We start from the raw sequence: 17,235 nt of genomic DNA, 5'->3' as shown, positions 1-17,235 counted from the left end.
CGTTAATTTAACATAATCGGGAGGAACAGCATATGAAAAAGAAACACTTTTGGCTCATAATCAGCATTATTTCAGCGGTTGCGGTAGCATCTGCCGCACTCACAGCTTTCTTTATCGTTAAAGATAAGCAGAAGAAAGACGATGAGGAGCTTATGGAGTACCTCGACAGTTCTATTGAATAATGTAATTAAGGTCATCCGCTTGGGTGACCTTGTTTTTGTTGCGGAGGAATTTTGTGATACAGCACGAGCTTGACAGACTTTTAAAGGACGCTAAAAATGATAATAATCTTAAGGCAAAGCTGATTGCCACCAAATCTGCCGAAGATCCGGTGGCGGAGTTTTGTTCGCTTTGCCAAAGCCTTGGCTATGATGTTAGTATAGGCGAGCTTTTTGCCTGCGGACAGGATATGAACGATTCCAAACTCAGAAGTGTAAACGGCGGCGGAGTAAACGGAATTGACGGTTGGGACGATACTTACGAGCAGTTTTTCCTTACTCTTGAATGGTGCAAATAAAAAAGCACAGCTTTCACTGCGCCTAAATCCTATTTTAAAGTAATATTGTTGACATAAATTATGTTGTATGTTAATATAATAGTGTAAAGAAACGGCTTTAGCTGTTTCGCTAACATTTTTGCTAAATTATTTTATTTAACCGTCCTGTATTGCGAGTGCAGGGCGGTTATTTCTTTTTTATATCATTTATGATTTTATCAAATGCTACCAAAACAATAGCAAATGCAATTAAGTATGTAATACTCTCAACCATAAAATATAACACCCCCTTTCACAAGGGAGCTGAAACAGCCGCCACCGTTTCTTTACTATGACATTATAACAAATATCAGTCGGCTAATCAACAATAATTTTTGCTATGCACAGCACTTGCAAAATCATAATAATATTGCAATTTTTCGCCATATGTGGTACTATAAATGATGGATAGTATTCGCTTTGAAACTGTACCACTTTATATTTTTACTATTATCCGTTCGCCTGTATCCGCTCGGAACAGGACAATACGGAAAGCGGTACGGGATTTACTTAGTTTTTGTAAATCCTTTTATTTCTTTTTAGCGGTATGTTCAAATACTTTTAAGGAGAATTACCAATGAAAAAAACTGTAACAACATTTGCCAAAGCTAAGCAGTCGGGAGAAAAGCTGACAATGCTTACCGCCTACGATTATTCAACTGCAAAGCTTATGGACGAGTCCGGTGTAGATGCTATTTTGGTCGGCGATTCACTGGGTAATGTAATTTTAGGATATGACAGCACGGTTGCCGTTACTATGGAAGATATGATTCACCACGGTGCGGCGGTTGCAAGAGGCGCAAAAGAGGCAATGGTAGTTGTGGATATGCCGTTTATGTCATACCAGACCTCGGTTTATGACGCACTTGTAAACGCAGGCAGACTTATGAAAGAGGCTAACGCAGGCGCAGTAAAACTTGAGGGCGGCGAAAGCGTTTGCGATGCAATCAAGGCTATTACACAGGCAGGTATTCCTGTTATGGCGCACTTAGGACTTACTCCGCAGTCGGTAAATGCATTCGGCGGATTTAAGGTTCAGTGCAAGGACGAGCTTTCGGCTAAAAGACTTGTAAAAGATGCGCTTGCGGTTCAAAAAGCAGGTGTTTTTGCGGTTGTGCTTGAGTGTGTTCCGGCAAAACTTGCGGAATATGTTACAAGTATTCTTGATATTCCGACTATCGGTATCGGTGCAGGTGCAGGCTGTGACGGTCAGGTGCTTGTATATCAGGATATGCTCGGAATGTTCAGTGATTATACACCGAAATTTGTTAAGAAATACGCAGATGCAGGTTCGTTTATGCGACAGGCATTTGCCGACTATATAAATGAAACTAAGTCGGGTGCTTTCCCAAGCGAGGAGCATGGCTATAAGATAGATGATGAAGTTATGAAAAAGGTTATGGAGGAAGAAAAATGATTAAGCGCACAGGTTCTGTTGCTGAGGTAAGACAGCAGGTTAAGGAATGGAAAAAGCAGGGACTTACAGTAGGTCTTGTACCTACAATGGGTTATCTTCATGAGGGACACAAGAGCCTTATTGACAGAGCGGTAAAGGAAAATGACCGAGTAGTTGTAAGTATTTTTGTAAATCCTATTCAGTTTGCTCCGAATGAGGATCTTGAAAGCTACCCGAGAGATATTGAAAAGGATACAGAGCTTTGCACAAATGCAGGCGCAAGCCTTATTTTTAATCCTACACCTGAGGAAATGTATCCGAACGGCTTTTCTACAAATGTTGTAATGAACAATCTTACAAAGGAGCTCTGCGGCAAAACAAGACCTACCCATTTTGGCGGCGTTTGCACAGTTGTAAGCAAGCTCTTTAATATTGTTGCGCCGGACAGAGCATATTTTGGCGAAAAGGATGCACAGCAGCTTGCTATTATTAAGAGAATGGTAGCTGACCTTAATTTTGATATTGAAATCAAGGGTTGCCCTATCGTTCGTGAGGCAGACGGCCTTGCAAAAAGTTCAAGAAACACTTACCTTTCCGCAGAGGAAAGACAGGCAGCTTTGGTTCTCAGCAAGAGTATTGCTCTCGGCAAGAAAATGGTTGAGGACGGCGAGCGTAACGCTCAAACTGTAATTGACGCTATGACCAAGTGTATTTCGGCAGAACCGCTTGCAAAGATTGACTATGTAAGCGTGGTAGACGCACTCAGCATTACACCTATTGATGAATACAAAGGCTATGTGCTTACAGCAATCGCCGTTTACATTGGCAAAACAAGACTTATTGATAACTTTATTGTTGATATTGACACACTGTAAGCGTGTTTTCGGAAAGGGAGAGGGTTATGACAGTTACAATGCTTAAAAGTAAAATTCATCGTGCAACTGTTACACAGGCTGAGCTTGATTATGTAGGCTCTATTACCATTGACGAGGCTTTAATGAAAGCGTCGGGTATTATGGAATACGAAAAGGTGCAGATTGCCGATGTAAATAACGGTCAGCGCTTTGAAACCTATGTTATTGCAGGCGAGGAAGGCTCGGGCGTTATCTGTCTTAACGGCGCAGCGGCAAGATGTGTGCAAAAGGGCGACAAGGTAATTATTATGAGCTATGCTCAGATTGACAATACAAAGGCTTTTGAGCATAAGCCAAAGGTTGTGTTTGTTGATGATGACAACAAAATCACACGAATTACATCTTACGAAAAACATGGTCTTTTAAAGGATATGGAGGACTGAAATGTTTAAAGGAAAAAATATAATCCTTGGCGTAACAAGCAGCATTGCCGCCTATAAATCGGCAAATGTGGCAAGTGCGCTCGTAAAAAAAGGCTGTAATGTCAATGTGCTGATGACGCAAAACGCAACAAACTTTATTAATCCGCTCACCTTTGAGGAGCTTACAAAGCATAAGTGCATTACAGATACCTTTGACAGAAATGTTCAGTATAATGTGGCGCATATTTCGCTTGCCACAAGTGCGGACGCATTTATTATTGCACCTGCATCCGCAAATGTTATCGGCAAAATAGCAAACGGAATTGCAGACGATATGCTTACTACCACTGTTATGGCATGCAAGTGCCCTGTTATTATTTCGCCTGCTATGAATACAAATATGTATGAAAACCCTATTGTGCAGGATAACCTTGCGAAACTTGAGCGTTTCGGCTACATTATAGTTCCGCCTGCCGAGGGCAGACTTGCCTGCGGTGCAATCGGTAAGGGCAAAATGCCCGATGAACAGGTGTTGCTCGACTATCTTGAAAGAGCATTGTCGGATAAACAGGATTTCAAAGGAAAAAGGGTGCTTGTTACCGCAGGCCCTACTCAAGAGAGCATTGACCCTGTTCGCTACCTCACAAATCATTCTTCGGGCAAAATGGGTTATGCCGTTGCAAGGCAGGCAATGCTTAGAGGCGCAGAGGTTACTCTTGTGTCGGGCAAGGTAAATTTACCGCCTGTTCCTTTTGTAAAAATGATATATATAACCACTGCAGAAGATATGTACAATGCGGTCACTGCGGAATTTGAAAACACCGATATTGTTGTAAAGGCGGCGGCTGTGGCTGACTTCAGACCAAAGCGGATTGCAAGCGATAAGCTGAAAAAGGCGGACGGAATGAACAGCATTGAGCTTGAACCGACAAAGGATATATTAAAAGAGCTTGGCAAAAACAAGAAAACTCAGTTTATATGCGGATTTTCTATGGAAACGCAAAATATGACTGAAAATTCAAAGAAAAAGCTCGACACAAAAAATCTTGATATGATAGTCTGCAACAATCTAAAGGTTGAGGGTGCAGGCTTTCAGGGTGACACAAATGTTGTTACCATTATTGACAAAACGAATACAACAGAGCTTGGTATAATGTCTAAAACTGAGGTTGCAGACAAAATTCTCGACAGAATTGCCGAGCTTAATAAATAATTAAAAAGGATAAGAATTTTTAGATTGGATGATTTTTATGCACGAGAAAATAGTTGAGATTCTCTCTCAGACAGAAGAATACATTTCAGGACAGGAACTTTCGGCAGAGCTGGGAGTTTCACGACAAGCCGTTTGGAAAGCGATAAATGCTTTAAAGGCGCAGGGCTATGTTATCGACTCCATAACTCGCAAGGGCTACAAGCTGCTTGCCTATCCCGAACATCTTAACACATATGCAGTAAAATCACATTTGAATACCAAACTTATCGGTAAAAATCTTACCGTTTTGGATTCCGTAACATCTACAAATGATTATTTAAAAATACTTGGCGCAAACGGCTGTGAAAGCGGCACGCTTGTTGCATCAAGAGAACAGACAAATGGCAAGGGCAGACTCGGCAGAGTGTGGCAGACAAAGAAAGATGACGGCATAGCATTTTCTTTTCTGCTCCGCCCCGACCTTGCGCCTAACGAAATTACAGGTATCACTCCGCTTGCAGGTCTTGCGGTTTGCAAGGCAATAAAAGACTATACGGGCATTGACTGCAAAATCAAGTGGCCTAACGATATTATTGCGGGTCACAAAAAGCTCGTGGGTATTCTTACCGAGTTGAGTGCTGAATTTTCTGCGGTTGAATACACAATTACGGGTATAGGCATAAATGTTGAGCACACAGAGTTTCCCGAAGAGATTGCCCATAAGGCTACATCAATATTCCTTGAAACAGGCAAGCATATTGACCGCAACGAATTTTTGGCGGTTGTTATTGAGTACCTTGAAAAGGAGCTTTTAAACAATGATTTAAGGCTCACAGAAAAGGCGCTTGAGGAATACACCTCGCTTTGCGCCACTATCGGAAGAAATGTCTGCTTTTTCAGAAATTCACAGCAGTTGAATGGAGTAGCTGAAAAAATTGACAATAACGGCGAGCTTGTGGTAAGGCTTGAGGACGGTACTCTGCACACCGTAAATTCAGGCGAAGTTACAGTGCAGGGAATCTATTAATTGGAGGAAGAGATGCCGATATACAGAATTGCCGACCTTAATATTGAGATAAATCCAAAATACGAAAAAACAAGGAAAATTCTTGCCAATTATATTACAGATGAAAATACGGCGGATTTTTGTGTAGAGGCAAAGCAAAGCGAGATTGACAGGCTCACAGCAAACGGCGATATAGATTATATGGTTGAGAACAGCATAATCAACACTTTGGTGTGCGGAAAAATTCTCGACAGCTATGACGGACTTTTCTTTCACAGCTCGGCTTTAATGCTTGACGGCGGCGCTTATGTTTTTTCTGCGCCGAGCGGAACAGGAAAATCGACCCATACGGCGCTATGGAGAAAGCTTTTTGGCGACAGGGTTACAATGATTAACGATGACAAGCCGATAATCCGCAAAAAAGACGGAGTTTTTTATGTTTACGGCACTCCGTGGATGGGCAAGTCAAATATAGGAGCAAATATATCTGCGCCGCTTAAAGCTGTATTTTTGCTTGAGCGTGACAGTAAAAATTATGCCGAAAAGGTGAGCGCAGGCAGGGTATTTGCAAAATTGCTTGAGGCAACGCTGATTTCACGCAAGCAGGATAAAATGTTGAAAATTCTTGAGCTGTACGATGAGATTTTTTCTGCGGTCGATTTATTTTCATTGCATTGCACAGTCAGTGACGAGGCGGTAATTGCGGCATATAACGCACTGCGTAAATAGCATATCGAAAGGAAATTACTATGGATTTTGAAAGAGTAGTATCTGTAAAGAATATGAGAGAAAGTGACGCACGCACCATAGCGGAGCGTACTCCCTCTGTCGAGCTTATGATGAGGGCGGCACAGGGCATTTTTGATAAGGTAAAATTTGCAGGAAAAACCTGCGTTGTGTGCGGCAAGGGCAACAACGGCGGTGACGGCTATGCGCTTGCGTGTATTCTTGCAAGACATTCTATGGAGTGTACAATTGTAAGAGTGGTTGACGGCTTTTCAAAGGACGGACTTTATTACTATCAGCTCGCAAAGTCGCTCGGGGTAAATGAAATGTCGCTTTATGAGGCAGGCAATTTTGAGGGCTATGATATAGTTGTGGACTGCTTGCTCGGCACAGGATTTTCGGGCAAGGTTGAGGGCGAAATGGCACAGGCAATTACACAGATAAATATGACGCCTGCCTATGTTGTAAGCGCCGACATAAACAGCGGAATAAACGGCGATACGGGATATGGCGAGCTTGCGGTAAACTCAGACCTTACGGTTTCTATCGGCAGTCTGAAAACAGGACTTTTCCTTAATGATGCACCGTACTATATTGATTCGCTCACAAATGCCGACATTGGAATAGAGCTTTTGCTTGATGAATACAAGCTGATAGATTACGATAACCTTGAGCTTTTTGAGGGTTACAATTCAGAGGTTTATACAACCGAGGAATTTATGGAGAAATTCAATTATTGTCCCGAAACCTGCAATATCACCGAGGTTATTACAGAGATGAGCGCAAAAAACAAGAAAACAATCGTTGTAAAAACCGAACATTCGGCGGTGATTGCAGATGTAAAATATGTGTATTTCTGCGCCGATTATATAAGAGAATGATAATGCTTTTATTTTGACTTTTGTATATTGCAAAACATAAGGGCGTATGATAAAATAGCTTTTGAAAGGAATTGATGTTATGCGAAATTTAATGCAGAAGTTTGCGATTTTTATGCAGGGCAGATATGGCACAGATAAGCTCAACAACAGCCTTTTTGTGTTGTTCCTCGTGCTTTGGTTTGTGAATGTATTTGTATTTGCACCGATTCCTACACTGATTATAGACGCTTTTGAAATTGCGATAATTGTCATTACGGTGTTTCGTTCGCTTTCACGCAATATCTCCAAAAGAAGTGCCGAAAATCGTGCGTTTTTGCCTTTTTACAATGCGGTTACAGGTTGGTTTAAGCTCACATATAAAAAAATTCGTGACCGCAAGGAGTACCGCTACTTAAAATGCCCGATATGCAAGGCTCAGCTCAGAGTAAGAAATGTAAAAGGCAAACATAGAGTGCATTGCCCAAAATGCGGCAGTGAGTTTGATAAGAAAATATAAATAGAAGTTTTAGATTAGGTCAGCCTTTGAAAGGTTGACCTAATTTTGTTGGAAGTTGGGGTGGGATAAGGCTTAACTCACTTTCGGTCGGGCGGCAAAGTAAAGTAAAAAACGAAACTTTCCCCTCGAAGTTAAAAGTTTGGTCAACCTTTTCAAAGGTTGTGGGTGTGGGCAACGCCCACAAAACTTTAAACTATTGCAAATTTTTGATAGCCAAACGGCTTGCCATTTGGCGGCTGAATATAACGGCGCAAGCCTTTAAAATTTGCGACAGCAACAAAGAAAAAGCCACGCTGCTCAAACTACTAATTTGCCACTTTTCAAGGGCAGATTAGCCACACACAAGCTTTTGAGTCCTTTTAGAATATCTATTCTCTGCTAATGCTCAAGTGTAACTTTCTTGCTTTCTGCCACTCATTACTCTTGACTTTTCTTTTATCATAAAGTCTTAAATAATCTAAAATTTAGTTATTCTATGATATGATTTCAACTACTTGTTTTTATTTAAAATCAGTGCGCTTTATAGTTTAATGGGCTCTGCCCAAACCTGCAACCCTTTAAAAAGGGTTGACCTGAATTTTAAATTTATAAAACCAAATTTTATGCATTTAACCACAATCTCCCCATTACCACATATATACAAAAATGTATACATCATTCATTGAAATTAAAACAATTCTACATATAAAATATACATTTTTTGACAAAAGTATTGACTTTTTTGCGGATAATAAATAGAATAGAGTTATATAAATATGAGAGGAATAAAATTATGAACGAAAATAATTATTATCAGCCGAACGGTGGCAACGACCCACAGTATAACAGCGGCTATCAACAGCAGAATAATTACAATCAGAGCTATGATAATAACTACAATCAACAGCAAAATAATTATAATCAGAGTTATGACAATAACTACAATCAGCCGAATAACAACGCATATGATCAGCCAACCTATGACAACGGCTTTGCACAAAATTATCAGAATACTTACCCACAGCAGAATGTTGACTATGCTCAGCAAAACTACAACGGCGGTTATCAGCAGCCTAATATTCCAACTCAGTTCCCCGGAGATTCCGAGGCTAAAGCTGCAATGATTACAGGTATTATAAGCCTTGTTGCGTCAATAGTTGCGGTTATTATGTTTTGGACAGCATTTATTTGCACAGGCTCAAGCTCATACGGCACCTATATGTCGGGCACTTCAATGTTAGGATTTTATATAGGTGTAATCGGTTCGGGCATACTTTCGGTAGCAGGTGTGGTTACAGGCATTATTGCTATCGTAAAGGCATCTAAATACAATAAAATTGCGGCTCAGACAGGTAATTATGCGGGCAAGAGCAAAGCTACAACAGGCTTGGTATGTGGTGTTATCGGTCTTATAATTGCCGCACTCTCAATTATTTCTTGCGTATCGTGCTTTGGTTGCGTAATGTGTGCGGTAGGCAATTTGGCATCTTATGCTAACTCAATGTATTATTAATTGCTTATTATAATGTTTAATACAGGGCAGTGTGCGTGTTTCACACTGCCTTATTATTTGGAGAGATAATATGTTTTCTACAAGAGAAACACTCGGCATTGAACTGCCGTACTACGGCTTTATGACAGGACTCGGCATACTTGCCTGCTTTCTTGTTATAAAGTTTATTACTATGAAAAGGCGCAAAAATATTGAGGGTTATCGCTATGTGATAATCGGTGTTGTGGGCGGAATATGCGGTTTTATTATGGCACATATCGTATTTGCAGTTGCTCAGCACGAAAAGCTGTATTTTGTGTTTACCCACCTCGACAGAGTTTTTAGCAGCTTTAAAATGTTTGCGCTCTATGCTATGGATATTTTCGGCGGAATGGTGTTTTACGGCGGACTTATCGGTGCGTGTATCGGCGCATATATAAGTATGAAAACGCAGCGGCTTGATGTACGCAGTTATTCCGACACCATAGTGCCATGTATTCCGCTGTTCCATGCTTTCGGCAGAATCGGCTGTTTTCTTGCAGGCTGTTGCTATGGAGTGGAGAGCGACTTTGGCTTTGTATATCGGCATTCGCTTATAGAAAGCGCAAACGGAGTGCGCAGACTGCCTATTCAGCTTATTGAGTCGGGCGAAAATATTGTAATTTTTATTGTGCTTTTGTTTTTGCTTTGCAGGTGCAAAAATCTTAAAAACGGAATACTTATTTGGATATACGGACTTATTTATCCTGTTTTAAGGTTTATAAACGAATTTTTCAGAGGTGATATTTCAGAGCGTGGCTATTTTGGCGCTTTGTCAACCTCGCAATGGCTGAGTATATTTATTTTTGCCTTTTCTCTGTTTATGCTCATAAGGGATTTGCGCAAAAGGGATGACAAAAATTTTCAATCTAATACTTAATTTTAACGGGCACTTTGCGGAGTGCCTGTTTTTATATGTATTTTCCTATAATTCTTTGCGGTAAATATGCGTAATATATGAGTTCTTACTGTTGAATTTACAAATTAATTATGATACAATAATCTATATATGCAATTACAAAATTTTGTTTTGACAGATTACCGAAAGGGGTTTTATATATGTGCGGTATTTGTGGCTTTACAGGCGAAGTTATCGACAGAGATAAGGTCATTAAAAATATGACCGATGTCATCACACACAGAGGTCCTGACTCGGACGGTGTGTTTATGGACGATTACATTGCAATGGGCTTTCGCAGACTTTCAATCATTGACCTTGACGCAGGTCATCAGCCTATTTATAACGAGGATAAAACACTTGTCCTCACCTTTAACGGCGAAATTTATAACTATAAAGAGTTAAGAAAAGTTCTTATAGCAAAGGGACATAAATTTTATACAGACACCGACAGCGAGGTGCTTATTCACGGCTTTGAGGAGTGGAGAGAGGACTTGCTCTTAAAGCTCAGAGGTATGTTTGGCTTTGCGATTTACAACACTAAGGATAAGTCGGTTTTTGTTGCTCGTGACTTCTTTGGCATTAAGCCGATGCACTACACAATGATTGACGGCGAATTTGTGTATGCAAGTGAAATCAAGAGTATTCTTGAGCACCCTAAGTTTGTTAAGAGGTTTAACAAAAGAGCGCTTGATACCTACCTTTCATATCAGTATGCTGTTCCGCCCGAAACTTTCTTTGAGGGTGTGTTCTGCCTTATGCCGGGTCATTATCTTTGGTATAAGGACGGCGAGGTTGAAACTACCCGTTATTGGGAGGCTCGTTTTAATCCTAACGATGAGATGACAGAGGAAGAGGCTGTTGATTCTATCGAAAAGGTGTTTGAAAATTCTGTAAATGCGCACAAAATTGCAGATGTTGAGGTTGGCTGTTTCCTTTCAAGCGGTGTTGACTCAAGCTATGTTTCAACCTACTTTGCCGATCAAAAAACATTTACAGTAGGCTTTGATTTTGGCGAGCACTACAACGAAATCAGCTGGGCAAAGGGACTTAGCGAGAAAATCGGTGTTGAACATCACACACACCTTATCTCAAGTGAGGAATTTTGGGACGCAGTTCCTACTGTTCAGTATCATATGGACCAGCCGCTTGCAGACCCGTCTTGTATTGCACTTTACTTTGTATCAAGACTTGCAAGCGAGTATGTAAAGGTTGTACTTTCGGGCGAGGGCGCAGATGAGTTGTTTGGCGGTTACACCTGCTACAACGAGCCGAGAGTATTTAAAATTTATCAGACAATCGTTCCGCATTGCATCAGAAAGGCTATCAGAGCCGTATGCAAAAAGCTGCCTGACATAAAGGGCAGAGATTACCTTATCAGAGCGACAGACCCACTTGAAGAGCGCTACATAGGCAATGCCTTTATGTATGATTACAAGGAAAAGCGTGAGCTTTTAAAAGACCCTAACCTTGCAAGCCGTCCGCAGGACTATGCAAAGAAGTATTACTACCGTTGCCGCAGATATGACGATGTTACAAAGATGCAGTATCTTGACATTAATATGTGGATGGTGGGCGATATTCTCCTTAAAGCAGACAGAATGAGTATGGCTAACTCGCTTGAGCTGAGAGTACCGTTCCTTGATAAAGAAGTGTTCAAGGTTGCGTCAACTCTCCCTACAAAGCTCCGCTGCAACAGACACAACACAAAGTACGCTATGCGTAAGGCGGCTGTTCGTCATATGCCTGAGGCTACCGCCGAGAAAGAAAAGCTCGGTTTCCCTGTTCCTACAAGAGTATGGCTCAGAGATGAAAAATACTACAATGTTGTTAAGACAAAGTTTAAGGGAGCAACAGCCGAGAAGTTCTTTAATACAGATATTCTTATTCGTTGGCTTGATGAGCATTACAGCAACAAAGAGGATAACAGCCGTAAGGTTTGGACAATCTATGTGTTCCTTGTATGGTATGATATTTACTTTAACGAGGATAACGAAAAGGTAGAAAAGCCTGTAAATCACCTTGATGAGTTGAGAGCAATTGCCGAGGCAAGACAGGAAAAAAAGCTCAATGAGTTTGGCGAGGCAATTATGACCGAGGCCGAAAAGCTCGACAAAGATTATGACGCACCAAACTTTGGCATAGATAAATCGGCAAAAAAAGCTGAAAAAGAACAGGCAGAAGAAAAAGAACCTGTAAAGGCAGAAAAGCCTGCTGAGGATAATGTTGCCGAAGAGGTAAAGGCTGAAGAAAAAGCCGAGGAAAAACCTGAAGAGGTAAAAGCGGAAGAACCCGAAATTAAGAAAGAGGCTGAGCCTGAGGAAGTTAAGACCGAGGACGAGCCTGTAATTGAGGAAGAAGAGCCGCAGGAAACCGAGCAGGCTGAGGAAGAGCCAAAGGCAGAGAAATATGTGAATATTTCTAATCCTGAGGATACAGAGGTTTATGAAGAACCAAAAAAGCCGAGTACTCCGCAGGAGGAGCTTGAAATGGCGATTGAGGGCATTGAAAAGCGCTCAAAATATCTTGATGAGCCTAATGTTATTTCAGACGAGGCGATTGACGAAATTGTAAAGTCGATTAAGTTCTTTGATGACGAGGACTAATTAAAATAAAATAAAAACATAACTGCCCGACACCACAAAAGCGGTTGTCGGGCAGATGATTATAATAAAATGGTTGTGTTTTAAATGTTGGGATAAGATTAATTAATGATGGTTTAACGCACAAAGTTATAGTTTTAAAAACTTAAAATTTAGGTCAACCCTTTTTAAAGGGTTGCGGGTTTGGGCAGAGCCCATAAAATAATAAAATTGCACTGAATTGAAATCTAAATAAACAGTTACAATTATATTATAGGATAACTAAACTTTAGATTAGTTAATACTTTAAAATAAAACAAAAGTCAAGACTAATAAGTGGCAGAAAGCAAGAAAGTTGCGCTTGAACAGTCTTAGAGAAAAGATATTCTAAAGGATGCAAAAGCTTTTGTGTGCGGCTGATTTGCCCTTGAAAAGTGGCAAATCAGTAGTTTAGTAGCGTGGCTTTTCTTTGTTGCTGTCGCAATTTTTTAAGCTTTCGCCATTGTGTTTAAGCCACCAAACGGCAAGCCATTTGGCTATTAAAATTTGCGATAGCTTGAAGTTTTGTGGGCATTGCCCACACCTACAGCCTTTAAAAAGGTTGACCAAACTTTTAACTTCGGGCGGATAGTTTGGCTTTTGCTTTACTTTGTTGCCCGACCGATAATTTGCTAACCCACATTACCCAACTTTTGATAAAAACCAATAAAACAAAACAGAAAGATTTACACAATAACTCCAAGACAGAGCATATTGAGCATTATGTTGTACTCGGGTTCAAAATCGGAGAGAGGGAGAGGATTTTTGCCTTTGCCCATCTCAATAGTGAGCGCAGGACGGCGGAATTTTTCAATAAACCAATCTTTAAATCCACCGCCTGTTGCAATGTCCTCGGGCACTGATATATTGTATCCGCTTGCTTGCGACAAAACAGACGCAAGGCGAAAACTCATAACGGGCGTGTGCTTGCCGAATGAACAGTAAATTTCTCTGCCCTGACTATGAAAAGCAATGGCTCGGTCAAAGTTGTTGCGCTTGCAAAGGTTTGTGAGAGCCTTGGTTTCAGGCTCGCTTTCGGGTGCATTTCCGCCAAAACGAGTTGCGGACGGAGATTTTATATTCATACTCAGCTCACGATTTTTCAGCTCGTTCCACCCTGCGTTGAAATTGTGGTTTATGTCCACACCTCGTGCGTTTGCCTGCCAAACCTTGTTGCCTTTTGAGGCTTTGTCTACAAGAGATTTGTATTTGAGAGCGGCGGCAGAGCCATGGATTGCAATTTCCACACCGTCGGGATTTACGCAGGGCACAATCGTAAGACCTTTATCACGCAGAAAATCTCTGATTTTGTAGCGGCCCACAACGGAATCGTTTTGCATTGCATCGGCGCATTGCTCAAAAAATTTGAGCACAGCAGTAATGGTGAGATATTCCGAGCCGTGAAAGCCTGCGCAGTACAGCACTTGATTTTTTGTGTTGCCAATGTGCAGAACATCAATGCATCTTCCGCATACGCTTTTGCCTGCAAACGAGTGGTGCACAAAGCTGTATTTTTCGCAGATGCTGTTAATAATCTTTTTTCTTGTTTGGTAGTCGGGCATTACATTGTAGTCTGTCATAAAATTTTCCTTTCTGTTTTTTTCCTTAAATTAATTCAAATGAGGTATAAGTATGAAACTTTTTGAAAAGACCTTGAACAGCACTTCTGTTTTTGACGGCAGAATTTTGCATATCACCCTTGATGATGTTGAACTTGAGGACGGCAAAAAGTCCAAGAGAGAAGTCGTAAATCACCCCGGCGGAGTTACTGTTGCCGCACTTGACGATGACAATAATCTGTTTTTTGTAAGACAGTTCCGTTATCCGTACAAGGAGGTTGTACTTGAGCTGCCGGCAGGCAAACTCGAAAAAGGCTCAACTCCCCTTGAAAACGGCAAGCGTGAATTGCTTGAAGAAACAGGCGCTCAGGGATATTCGTATACTTCACTCGGTCAGCTTTATCCGTCCCCCGGCTACACCAACGAGATAATTCACCTTTATGTATGCAGAATAAAAAGCGAGGGCGAGAGCAAGCCTGACGAGGGAGAATTTTTGAATGTTGAAAAAATCCCACTCGACAAGGCTGTTGAAATGGTGCTCAACAACCAGTTGCCTGATGCCAAAACTCAGGTAGCCGTACTAAAAACAGCAATGCTGCTTAAAAGTGGAAAAATTTAACTTGCAGGTGCTCTGCAATTAAGGTATGAATAAATATATGCAAACTTTTTTTGAATTATTACCCGAAAAAGAAAATACATCTGTTGCACTCGGTTTTTTTGACGGACTGCATATCGGTCACCGCAAGGTTATAGGCGAGGCGGTAAAGGGCAATGAAAAAAACCTTGTGCCAATCTGCTATACTTTTGCACAAAGTCCGAAAAGTGTGTTGAAAAATCAGCCGCAAGAGGCGCTTATGAGCATTGAAAACAAAAAAGAGGCGCTGTCCGAAATCGGAATACAGCACCTGTATATGTGCGACTTTAAGTCGGTGGTGGATATTGCACCACGAAAATTTGTTGAGGATATACTGATAAAAACATTTAAAGCCAAAAAGCTGTGCTGTGGCTTTAACTACACCTTTGGCAAAAACGGAGATGGCAACACACAAATGCTCGCTGAAATTTGCAGGGAAAACGGCATTGAGTTGAAAGTTTTGCCGCCCGTTGAGGAGAAGGAGGGTGTTGTATCATCAACGCTTATCCGAGAACTTATAAAAGACGGAAGGGTGCGCAGAGCAAACGAGCTTTTAGGTTCATACTTTGGCTTTAGCGGCGAGATTGTGCATGGACAGCATCTCGGCAGAGAACTTGGCACTCCTACGCTCAATCAATCACTGCACGAAGAACTTGTTGTACCGAAATTCGGTGTGTATGCATCTTGCATAACCCTTGATGACGGCAGAAAGTTTTGCGGTGTAACCAATATCGGAGTAAAGCCGACAGTCGGAGAATTTGCCCCGTTGTGCGAAACCTGGATGCCCGATTATAAGGGCGAGGAATTGTATGGCAGGGTGGCAGATGTGCGGCTTTTGGACTTTATAAGAGGAGAGAAGAAGTTTTCTTCGCTTGATGAACTGAAAAAAGCTATCTTTGATAACGCAAAGACAGCTAAAAATATTTTTGCTGAAATAGCAGATTGTAATTAAAATTATAAACTTTTTATCTTAAACCACAAAACGGCTGTTCTCGTTGAACAGCCGTTTTCATTATTACTCTTATTTTTTATTCTTTTTATATTTGCCTATTACATAAATCAGTACAAAGCCGAGCAGAAAAGCACCTACTACGCATTTGAACACAATACCGAGCACGCCGTCAAACATTGCTATGCCCGAAAAGCTGTTCATTGCATACCATACTGTCATAAAGGAGAAAAATCCGCCGATAATATAGCATAGCGAACCGAGCTTTTTTGCTGATACAAACATATACAGTGCGATTATCGCCCATAATATAAAGTAAAAGTTTTTAATAGTTTCCATTGTTAATCTCCGTTACAGTTTAAGATCCGGAATGTACTGCTTTATAATTGAAATTAATCCGACCTTTGGAGTATCTTCGTCGGGTAACTGCGGAAAGTCATATGCCGCATAGTCATTGCCCTCAATAATAGCAGGGCCGTTTTCGGAAATGCACACATCCCAACCGCAATATTTGAATTCGGGTTCTTCAAGCGCCGCATTCTTGACAAGCTCCTTGACCTCTTCACAATACGGAATCTTAAATCCCTTAAATTTTATTCCCGAATAGGGGTGTTCGTATGCAATGTCCATATTCGAGGTATGTCCGGGGCCTGTTACCGTTCCTGTATCAAGGTCAAAGTGGCAGGCAAATCCGCCGTTTTCAAGATTATCTACAAATTTACCGTTGTTGCCTGTTTTGAACACAGCATAGAGAATGTTCGGCTTGCCGTCTACCACAAGTGTGGCAATTCTCAGACAGTTGATTGAATGCGGATAAATTTTTGAAACATCGGGGTGTTGTTTTATTGCCTCTTCAAGCACACCGAATTCGTTTTCTTTGTCAAAAACATAATTATAAAATTCTTCGTCACTCTTAAAGTCCGCTTTAACAAGTCTTTCAATGCCTTTGCCGCATTCGCCGAATGCAGGTTTTGCAATGAAAACATCCCATGGCTTTATAAACTCGCTGAACTGCTCAAGGGTTACCTTTTCGTCAACCACAAGAACTCGTCTGCCAAGATATTTTGCAAATCGTGTGTCAAATAATCTTTTATCGTTAAAAATCTCTGCGCTTGTAAGGTCGTTTTGCATTAACATAAAGCGCTTGTTTTTAAAGCGTGTCATATATGTTTTGCGCTGGTCGGCTGTCATATTGTAGTATTCAAACAGAACATAGTCGTTGTATCCGGCTCTGTATTTTAAAAAGCAACCTACCATATCAAAGAAAATGCCGGCTTTGTTTTTGCCGGATTTTGTGTGAACAGTGTTAATTGCACCGGAAAGTTTGCCAAGAGTTGCTCCTGAACAAACTCTGAAAAAGTAACCAATCCCCATAGTAACCTCGAAAGTATGTATTTTATTAAAAGCAGTGGCAAAAATATGCCGATTTATTAGATGAAAATTGTAATAGTCGATATAATACTTATTATAGTATATATTGCGGTAAAAAGTCAATATGAGTGACTGATTTGTGAAAAAGTTTTTGAAAAGTAAAATTTTTCTAATAAAACTCTTGA

General features: G+C 40.9%; 18 protein-coding genes. 15 read left to right on the top strand and 3 right to left on the bottom strand.

What is annotated here, in order from left to right; translation table 11 throughout:
• Window positions 1-32 precede the first annotated feature (32 nt).
• The 13 genes from DXC23_RS12530 to asnB all read left to right on the top strand — a co-directional run bounded on the left by DXC23_RS12530 (window position 33) and on the right by asnB (window position 12,522).
• Entirely contained in the window at window positions 33-182 is a 150-nt protein-coding gene (locus tag DXC23_RS12530; protein ID WP_022234004.1) for a hypothetical protein, read from the top strand.
• Between the two features lie 53 nt (window positions 183-235).
• Window positions 236-517: a hypothetical protein gene (locus DXC23_RS06095; protein ID WP_117705268.1), complete on the top strand. Its 282-nt coding sequence runs from the start codon at window positions 236-238 to the stop codon at window positions 515-517.
• 595 nt (window positions 518-1,112) lie between these two features.
• On the top strand, window positions 1,113-1,952 hold the full coding sequence (panB, locus tag DXC23_RS06090) for a 3-methyl-2-oxobutanoate hydroxymethyltransferase (RefSeq protein WP_117705267.1): 840 nt from the start codon (window positions 1,113-1,115) through the stop codon (window positions 1,950-1,952).
• Entirely contained in the window at window positions 1,952-2,806 is an 855-nt protein-coding gene (gene panC / locus DXC23_RS06085; RefSeq protein WP_117705366.1) for a pantoate--beta-alanine ligase, read from the top strand. Before panB ends, panC begins: the two co-directional genes overlap by 1 nt.
• Window positions 2,807-2,832: 26 nt before the next feature.
• Window positions 2,833-3,228: an aspartate 1-decarboxylase gene (gene panD / locus DXC23_RS06080; RefSeq protein ID WP_117705266.1), complete on the top strand. Its 396-nt coding sequence runs from the start codon at window positions 2,833-2,835 to the stop codon at window positions 3,226-3,228.
• A gap of 1 nt (window position 3,229) precedes the next feature.
• On the top strand, window positions 3,230-4,420 hold the full coding sequence (gene coaBC, locus DXC23_RS06075) for a bifunctional phosphopantothenoylcysteine decarboxylase/phosphopantothenate--cysteine ligase CoaBC (RefSeq protein ID WP_117705265.1): 1,191 nt from the start codon (window positions 3,230-3,232) through the stop codon (window positions 4,418-4,420).
• Between the two features lie 37 nt (window positions 4,421-4,457).
• Entirely contained in the window at window positions 4,458-5,426 is a 969-nt protein-coding gene (locus tag DXC23_RS06070) for a biotin--[acetyl-CoA-carboxylase] ligase (protein WP_158552466.1), read from the top strand.
• A 12-nt stretch (window positions 5,427-5,438) separates the two neighbouring features.
• Window positions 5,439-6,134 (top strand): hypothetical protein, encoded by a 696-nt coding sequence (locus DXC23_RS06065; protein ID WP_117705263.1) that lies wholly within the window; start codon window positions 5,439-5,441, stop codon window positions 6,132-6,134.
• A 20-nt stretch (window positions 6,135-6,154) separates the two neighbouring features.
• On the top strand, window positions 6,155-7,012 hold the full coding sequence (locus DXC23_RS06060) for an NAD(P)H-hydrate epimerase (RefSeq protein WP_117705262.1): 858 nt from the start codon (window positions 6,155-6,157) through the stop codon (window positions 7,010-7,012).
• Window positions 7,013-7,091: 79 nt separating this feature from the next.
• Entirely contained in the window at window positions 7,092-7,508 is a 417-nt protein-coding gene (locus tag DXC23_RS06055) for a hypothetical protein (protein ID WP_117705261.1), read from the top strand.
• A 772-nt stretch (window positions 7,509-8,280) separates the two neighbouring features.
• A complete protein-coding gene (locus DXC23_RS06050) occupies window positions 8,281-9,000 on the top strand; it encodes a DUF4190 domain-containing protein (RefSeq protein ID WP_117705260.1) in 720 nt (239 codons plus the stop codon).
• Between the two features lie 70 nt (window positions 9,001-9,070).
• Window positions 9,071-9,898 (top strand): prolipoprotein diacylglyceryl transferase family protein, encoded by an 828-nt coding sequence (locus tag DXC23_RS06045; protein WP_117705259.1) that lies wholly within the window; start codon window positions 9,071-9,073, stop codon window positions 9,896-9,898.
• Window positions 9,899-10,077: 179 nt separating this feature from the next.
• Complete coding sequence (gene asnB / locus DXC23_RS06040; protein ID WP_117705258.1) at window positions 10,078-12,522, top strand: asparagine synthase (glutamine-hydrolyzing); 2,445 nt, start codon at window positions 10,078-10,080, stop codon at window positions 12,520-12,522.
• Between the two features lie 701 nt (window positions 12,523-13,223).
• Here asnB and DXC23_RS06035 read toward each other — a convergent pair.
• Window positions 13,224-14,117, bottom strand: a complete 894-nt coding sequence (locus tag DXC23_RS06035) for a M14 family metallocarboxypeptidase (RefSeq protein WP_117705257.1) — start codon at window positions 14,115-14,117, stop codon at window positions 13,224-13,226.
• A 52-nt stretch (window positions 14,118-14,169) separates the two neighbouring features.
• On the opposite strand from DXC23_RS06035, the gene DXC23_RS06030 reads away from it, so the two are divergent.
• Together DXC23_RS06030 and DXC23_RS06025 are read left to right on the top strand one after the other, a co-directional pair.
• The gene (locus tag DXC23_RS06030) at window positions 14,170-14,715 is read left to right on the top strand and encodes an NUDIX hydrolase (RefSeq protein ID WP_117705256.1); all 546 of its coding nucleotides are present in this window, start codon (window positions 14,170-14,172) and stop codon (window positions 14,713-14,715) included.
• Window positions 14,716-14,752: 37 nt separating this feature from the next.
• The gene (locus DXC23_RS06025; RefSeq protein ID WP_158552463.1) at window positions 14,753-15,682 is read left to right on the top strand and encodes a bifunctional riboflavin kinase/FAD synthetase; all 930 of its coding nucleotides are present in this window, start codon (window positions 14,753-14,755) and stop codon (window positions 15,680-15,682) included.
• A 69-nt stretch (window positions 15,683-15,751) separates the two neighbouring features.
• Here DXC23_RS06025 and DXC23_RS06020 read toward each other — a convergent pair whose 3' ends face one another.
• Together DXC23_RS06020 and DXC23_RS06015 are read right to left on the bottom strand one after the other, a co-directional pair.
• A complete protein-coding gene (locus DXC23_RS06020) occupies window positions 15,752-16,018 on the bottom strand; it encodes a hypothetical protein (protein ID WP_117705254.1) in 267 nt (88 codons plus the stop codon).
• A gap of 12 nt (window positions 16,019-16,030) precedes the next feature.
• Window positions 16,031-17,053, bottom strand: a complete 1,023-nt coding sequence (locus DXC23_RS06015) for a sugar-transfer associated ATP-grasp domain-containing protein (RefSeq protein WP_117705253.1) — start codon at window positions 17,051-17,053, stop codon at window positions 16,031-16,033.
• Between the last annotated feature and the right edge of the window lie 182 nt (window positions 17,054-17,235).

The organism is Eubacterium sp. OM08-24 (assembly GCF_003438075.1).
In the GTDB taxonomy this organism is placed as follows: domain Bacteria; phylum Bacillota; class Clostridia; order Oscillospirales; family Acutalibacteraceae; genus Ruminococcoides.
Note: the sequence above shows the minus strand (reverse complement) of the source record. Positions and strands in the feature narration are given on the sequence as shown.

Bases quoted from the DNA above. Each gene is read 5' to 3' on its own strand.
- DXC23_RS06020 (WP_117705254.1), bottom strand. From the start codon at position 16,018: ATGGAAACTATTAAAAACTTTTACTTTATATTATGGGCGATAATCGCA.
- DXC23_RS06015 (WP_117705253.1), bottom strand. From the start codon at position 17,053: ATGGGGATTGGTTACTTTTTCAGAGTTTGTTCAGGAGCAACTCTTGGC.
- DXC23_RS06065 (WP_117705263.1), top strand. From the start codon at position 5,439: ATGCCGATATACAGAATTGCCGACCTTAATATTGAGATAAATCCAAAA.
- panB (WP_117705267.1), top strand. From the start codon at position 1,113: ATGAAAAAAACTGTAACAACATTTGCCAAAGCTAAGCAGTCGGGAGAA.
- DXC23_RS12530 (WP_022234004.1), top strand. From the start codon at position 33: ATGAAAAAGAAACACTTTTGGCTCATAATCAGCATTATTTCAGCGGTT.
- asnB (WP_117705258.1), top strand. From the start codon at position 10,078: ATGTGCGGTATTTGTGGCTTTACAGGCGAAGTTATCGACAGAGATAAG.
- coaBC (WP_117705265.1), top strand. From the start codon at position 3,230: ATGTTTAAAGGAAAAAATATAATCCTTGGCGTAACAAGCAGCATTGCC.
- DXC23_RS06060 (WP_117705262.1), top strand. From the start codon at position 6,155: ATGGATTTTGAAAGAGTAGTATCTGTAAAGAATATGAGAGAAAGTGAC.
- panD (WP_117705266.1), top strand. From the start codon at position 2,833: ATGACAGTTACAATGCTTAAAAGTAAAATTCATCGTGCAACTGTTACA.
- DXC23_RS06045 (WP_117705259.1), top strand. From the start codon at position 9,071: ATGTTTTCTACAAGAGAAACACTCGGCATTGAACTGCCGTACTACGGC.
- DXC23_RS06055 (WP_117705261.1), top strand. From the start codon at position 7,092: ATGCGAAATTTAATGCAGAAGTTTGCGATTTTTATGCAGGGCAGATAT.
- DXC23_RS06035 (WP_117705257.1), bottom strand. From the start codon at position 14,117: ATGACAGACTACAATGTAATGCCCGACTACCAAACAAGAAAAAAGATT.
- DXC23_RS06030 (WP_117705256.1), top strand. From the start codon at position 14,170: ATGAAACTTTTTGAAAAGACCTTGAACAGCACTTCTGTTTTTGACGGC.
- DXC23_RS06050 (WP_117705260.1), top strand. From the start codon at position 8,281: ATGAACGAAAATAATTATTATCAGCCGAACGGTGGCAACGACCCACAG.
- DXC23_RS06025 (WP_158552463.1), top strand. From the start codon at position 14,753: ATGCAAACTTTTTTTGAATTATTACCCGAAAAAGAAAATACATCTGTT.
- DXC23_RS06070 (WP_158552466.1), top strand. From the start codon at position 4,458: ATGCACGAGAAAATAGTTGAGATTCTCTCTCAGACAGAAGAATACATT.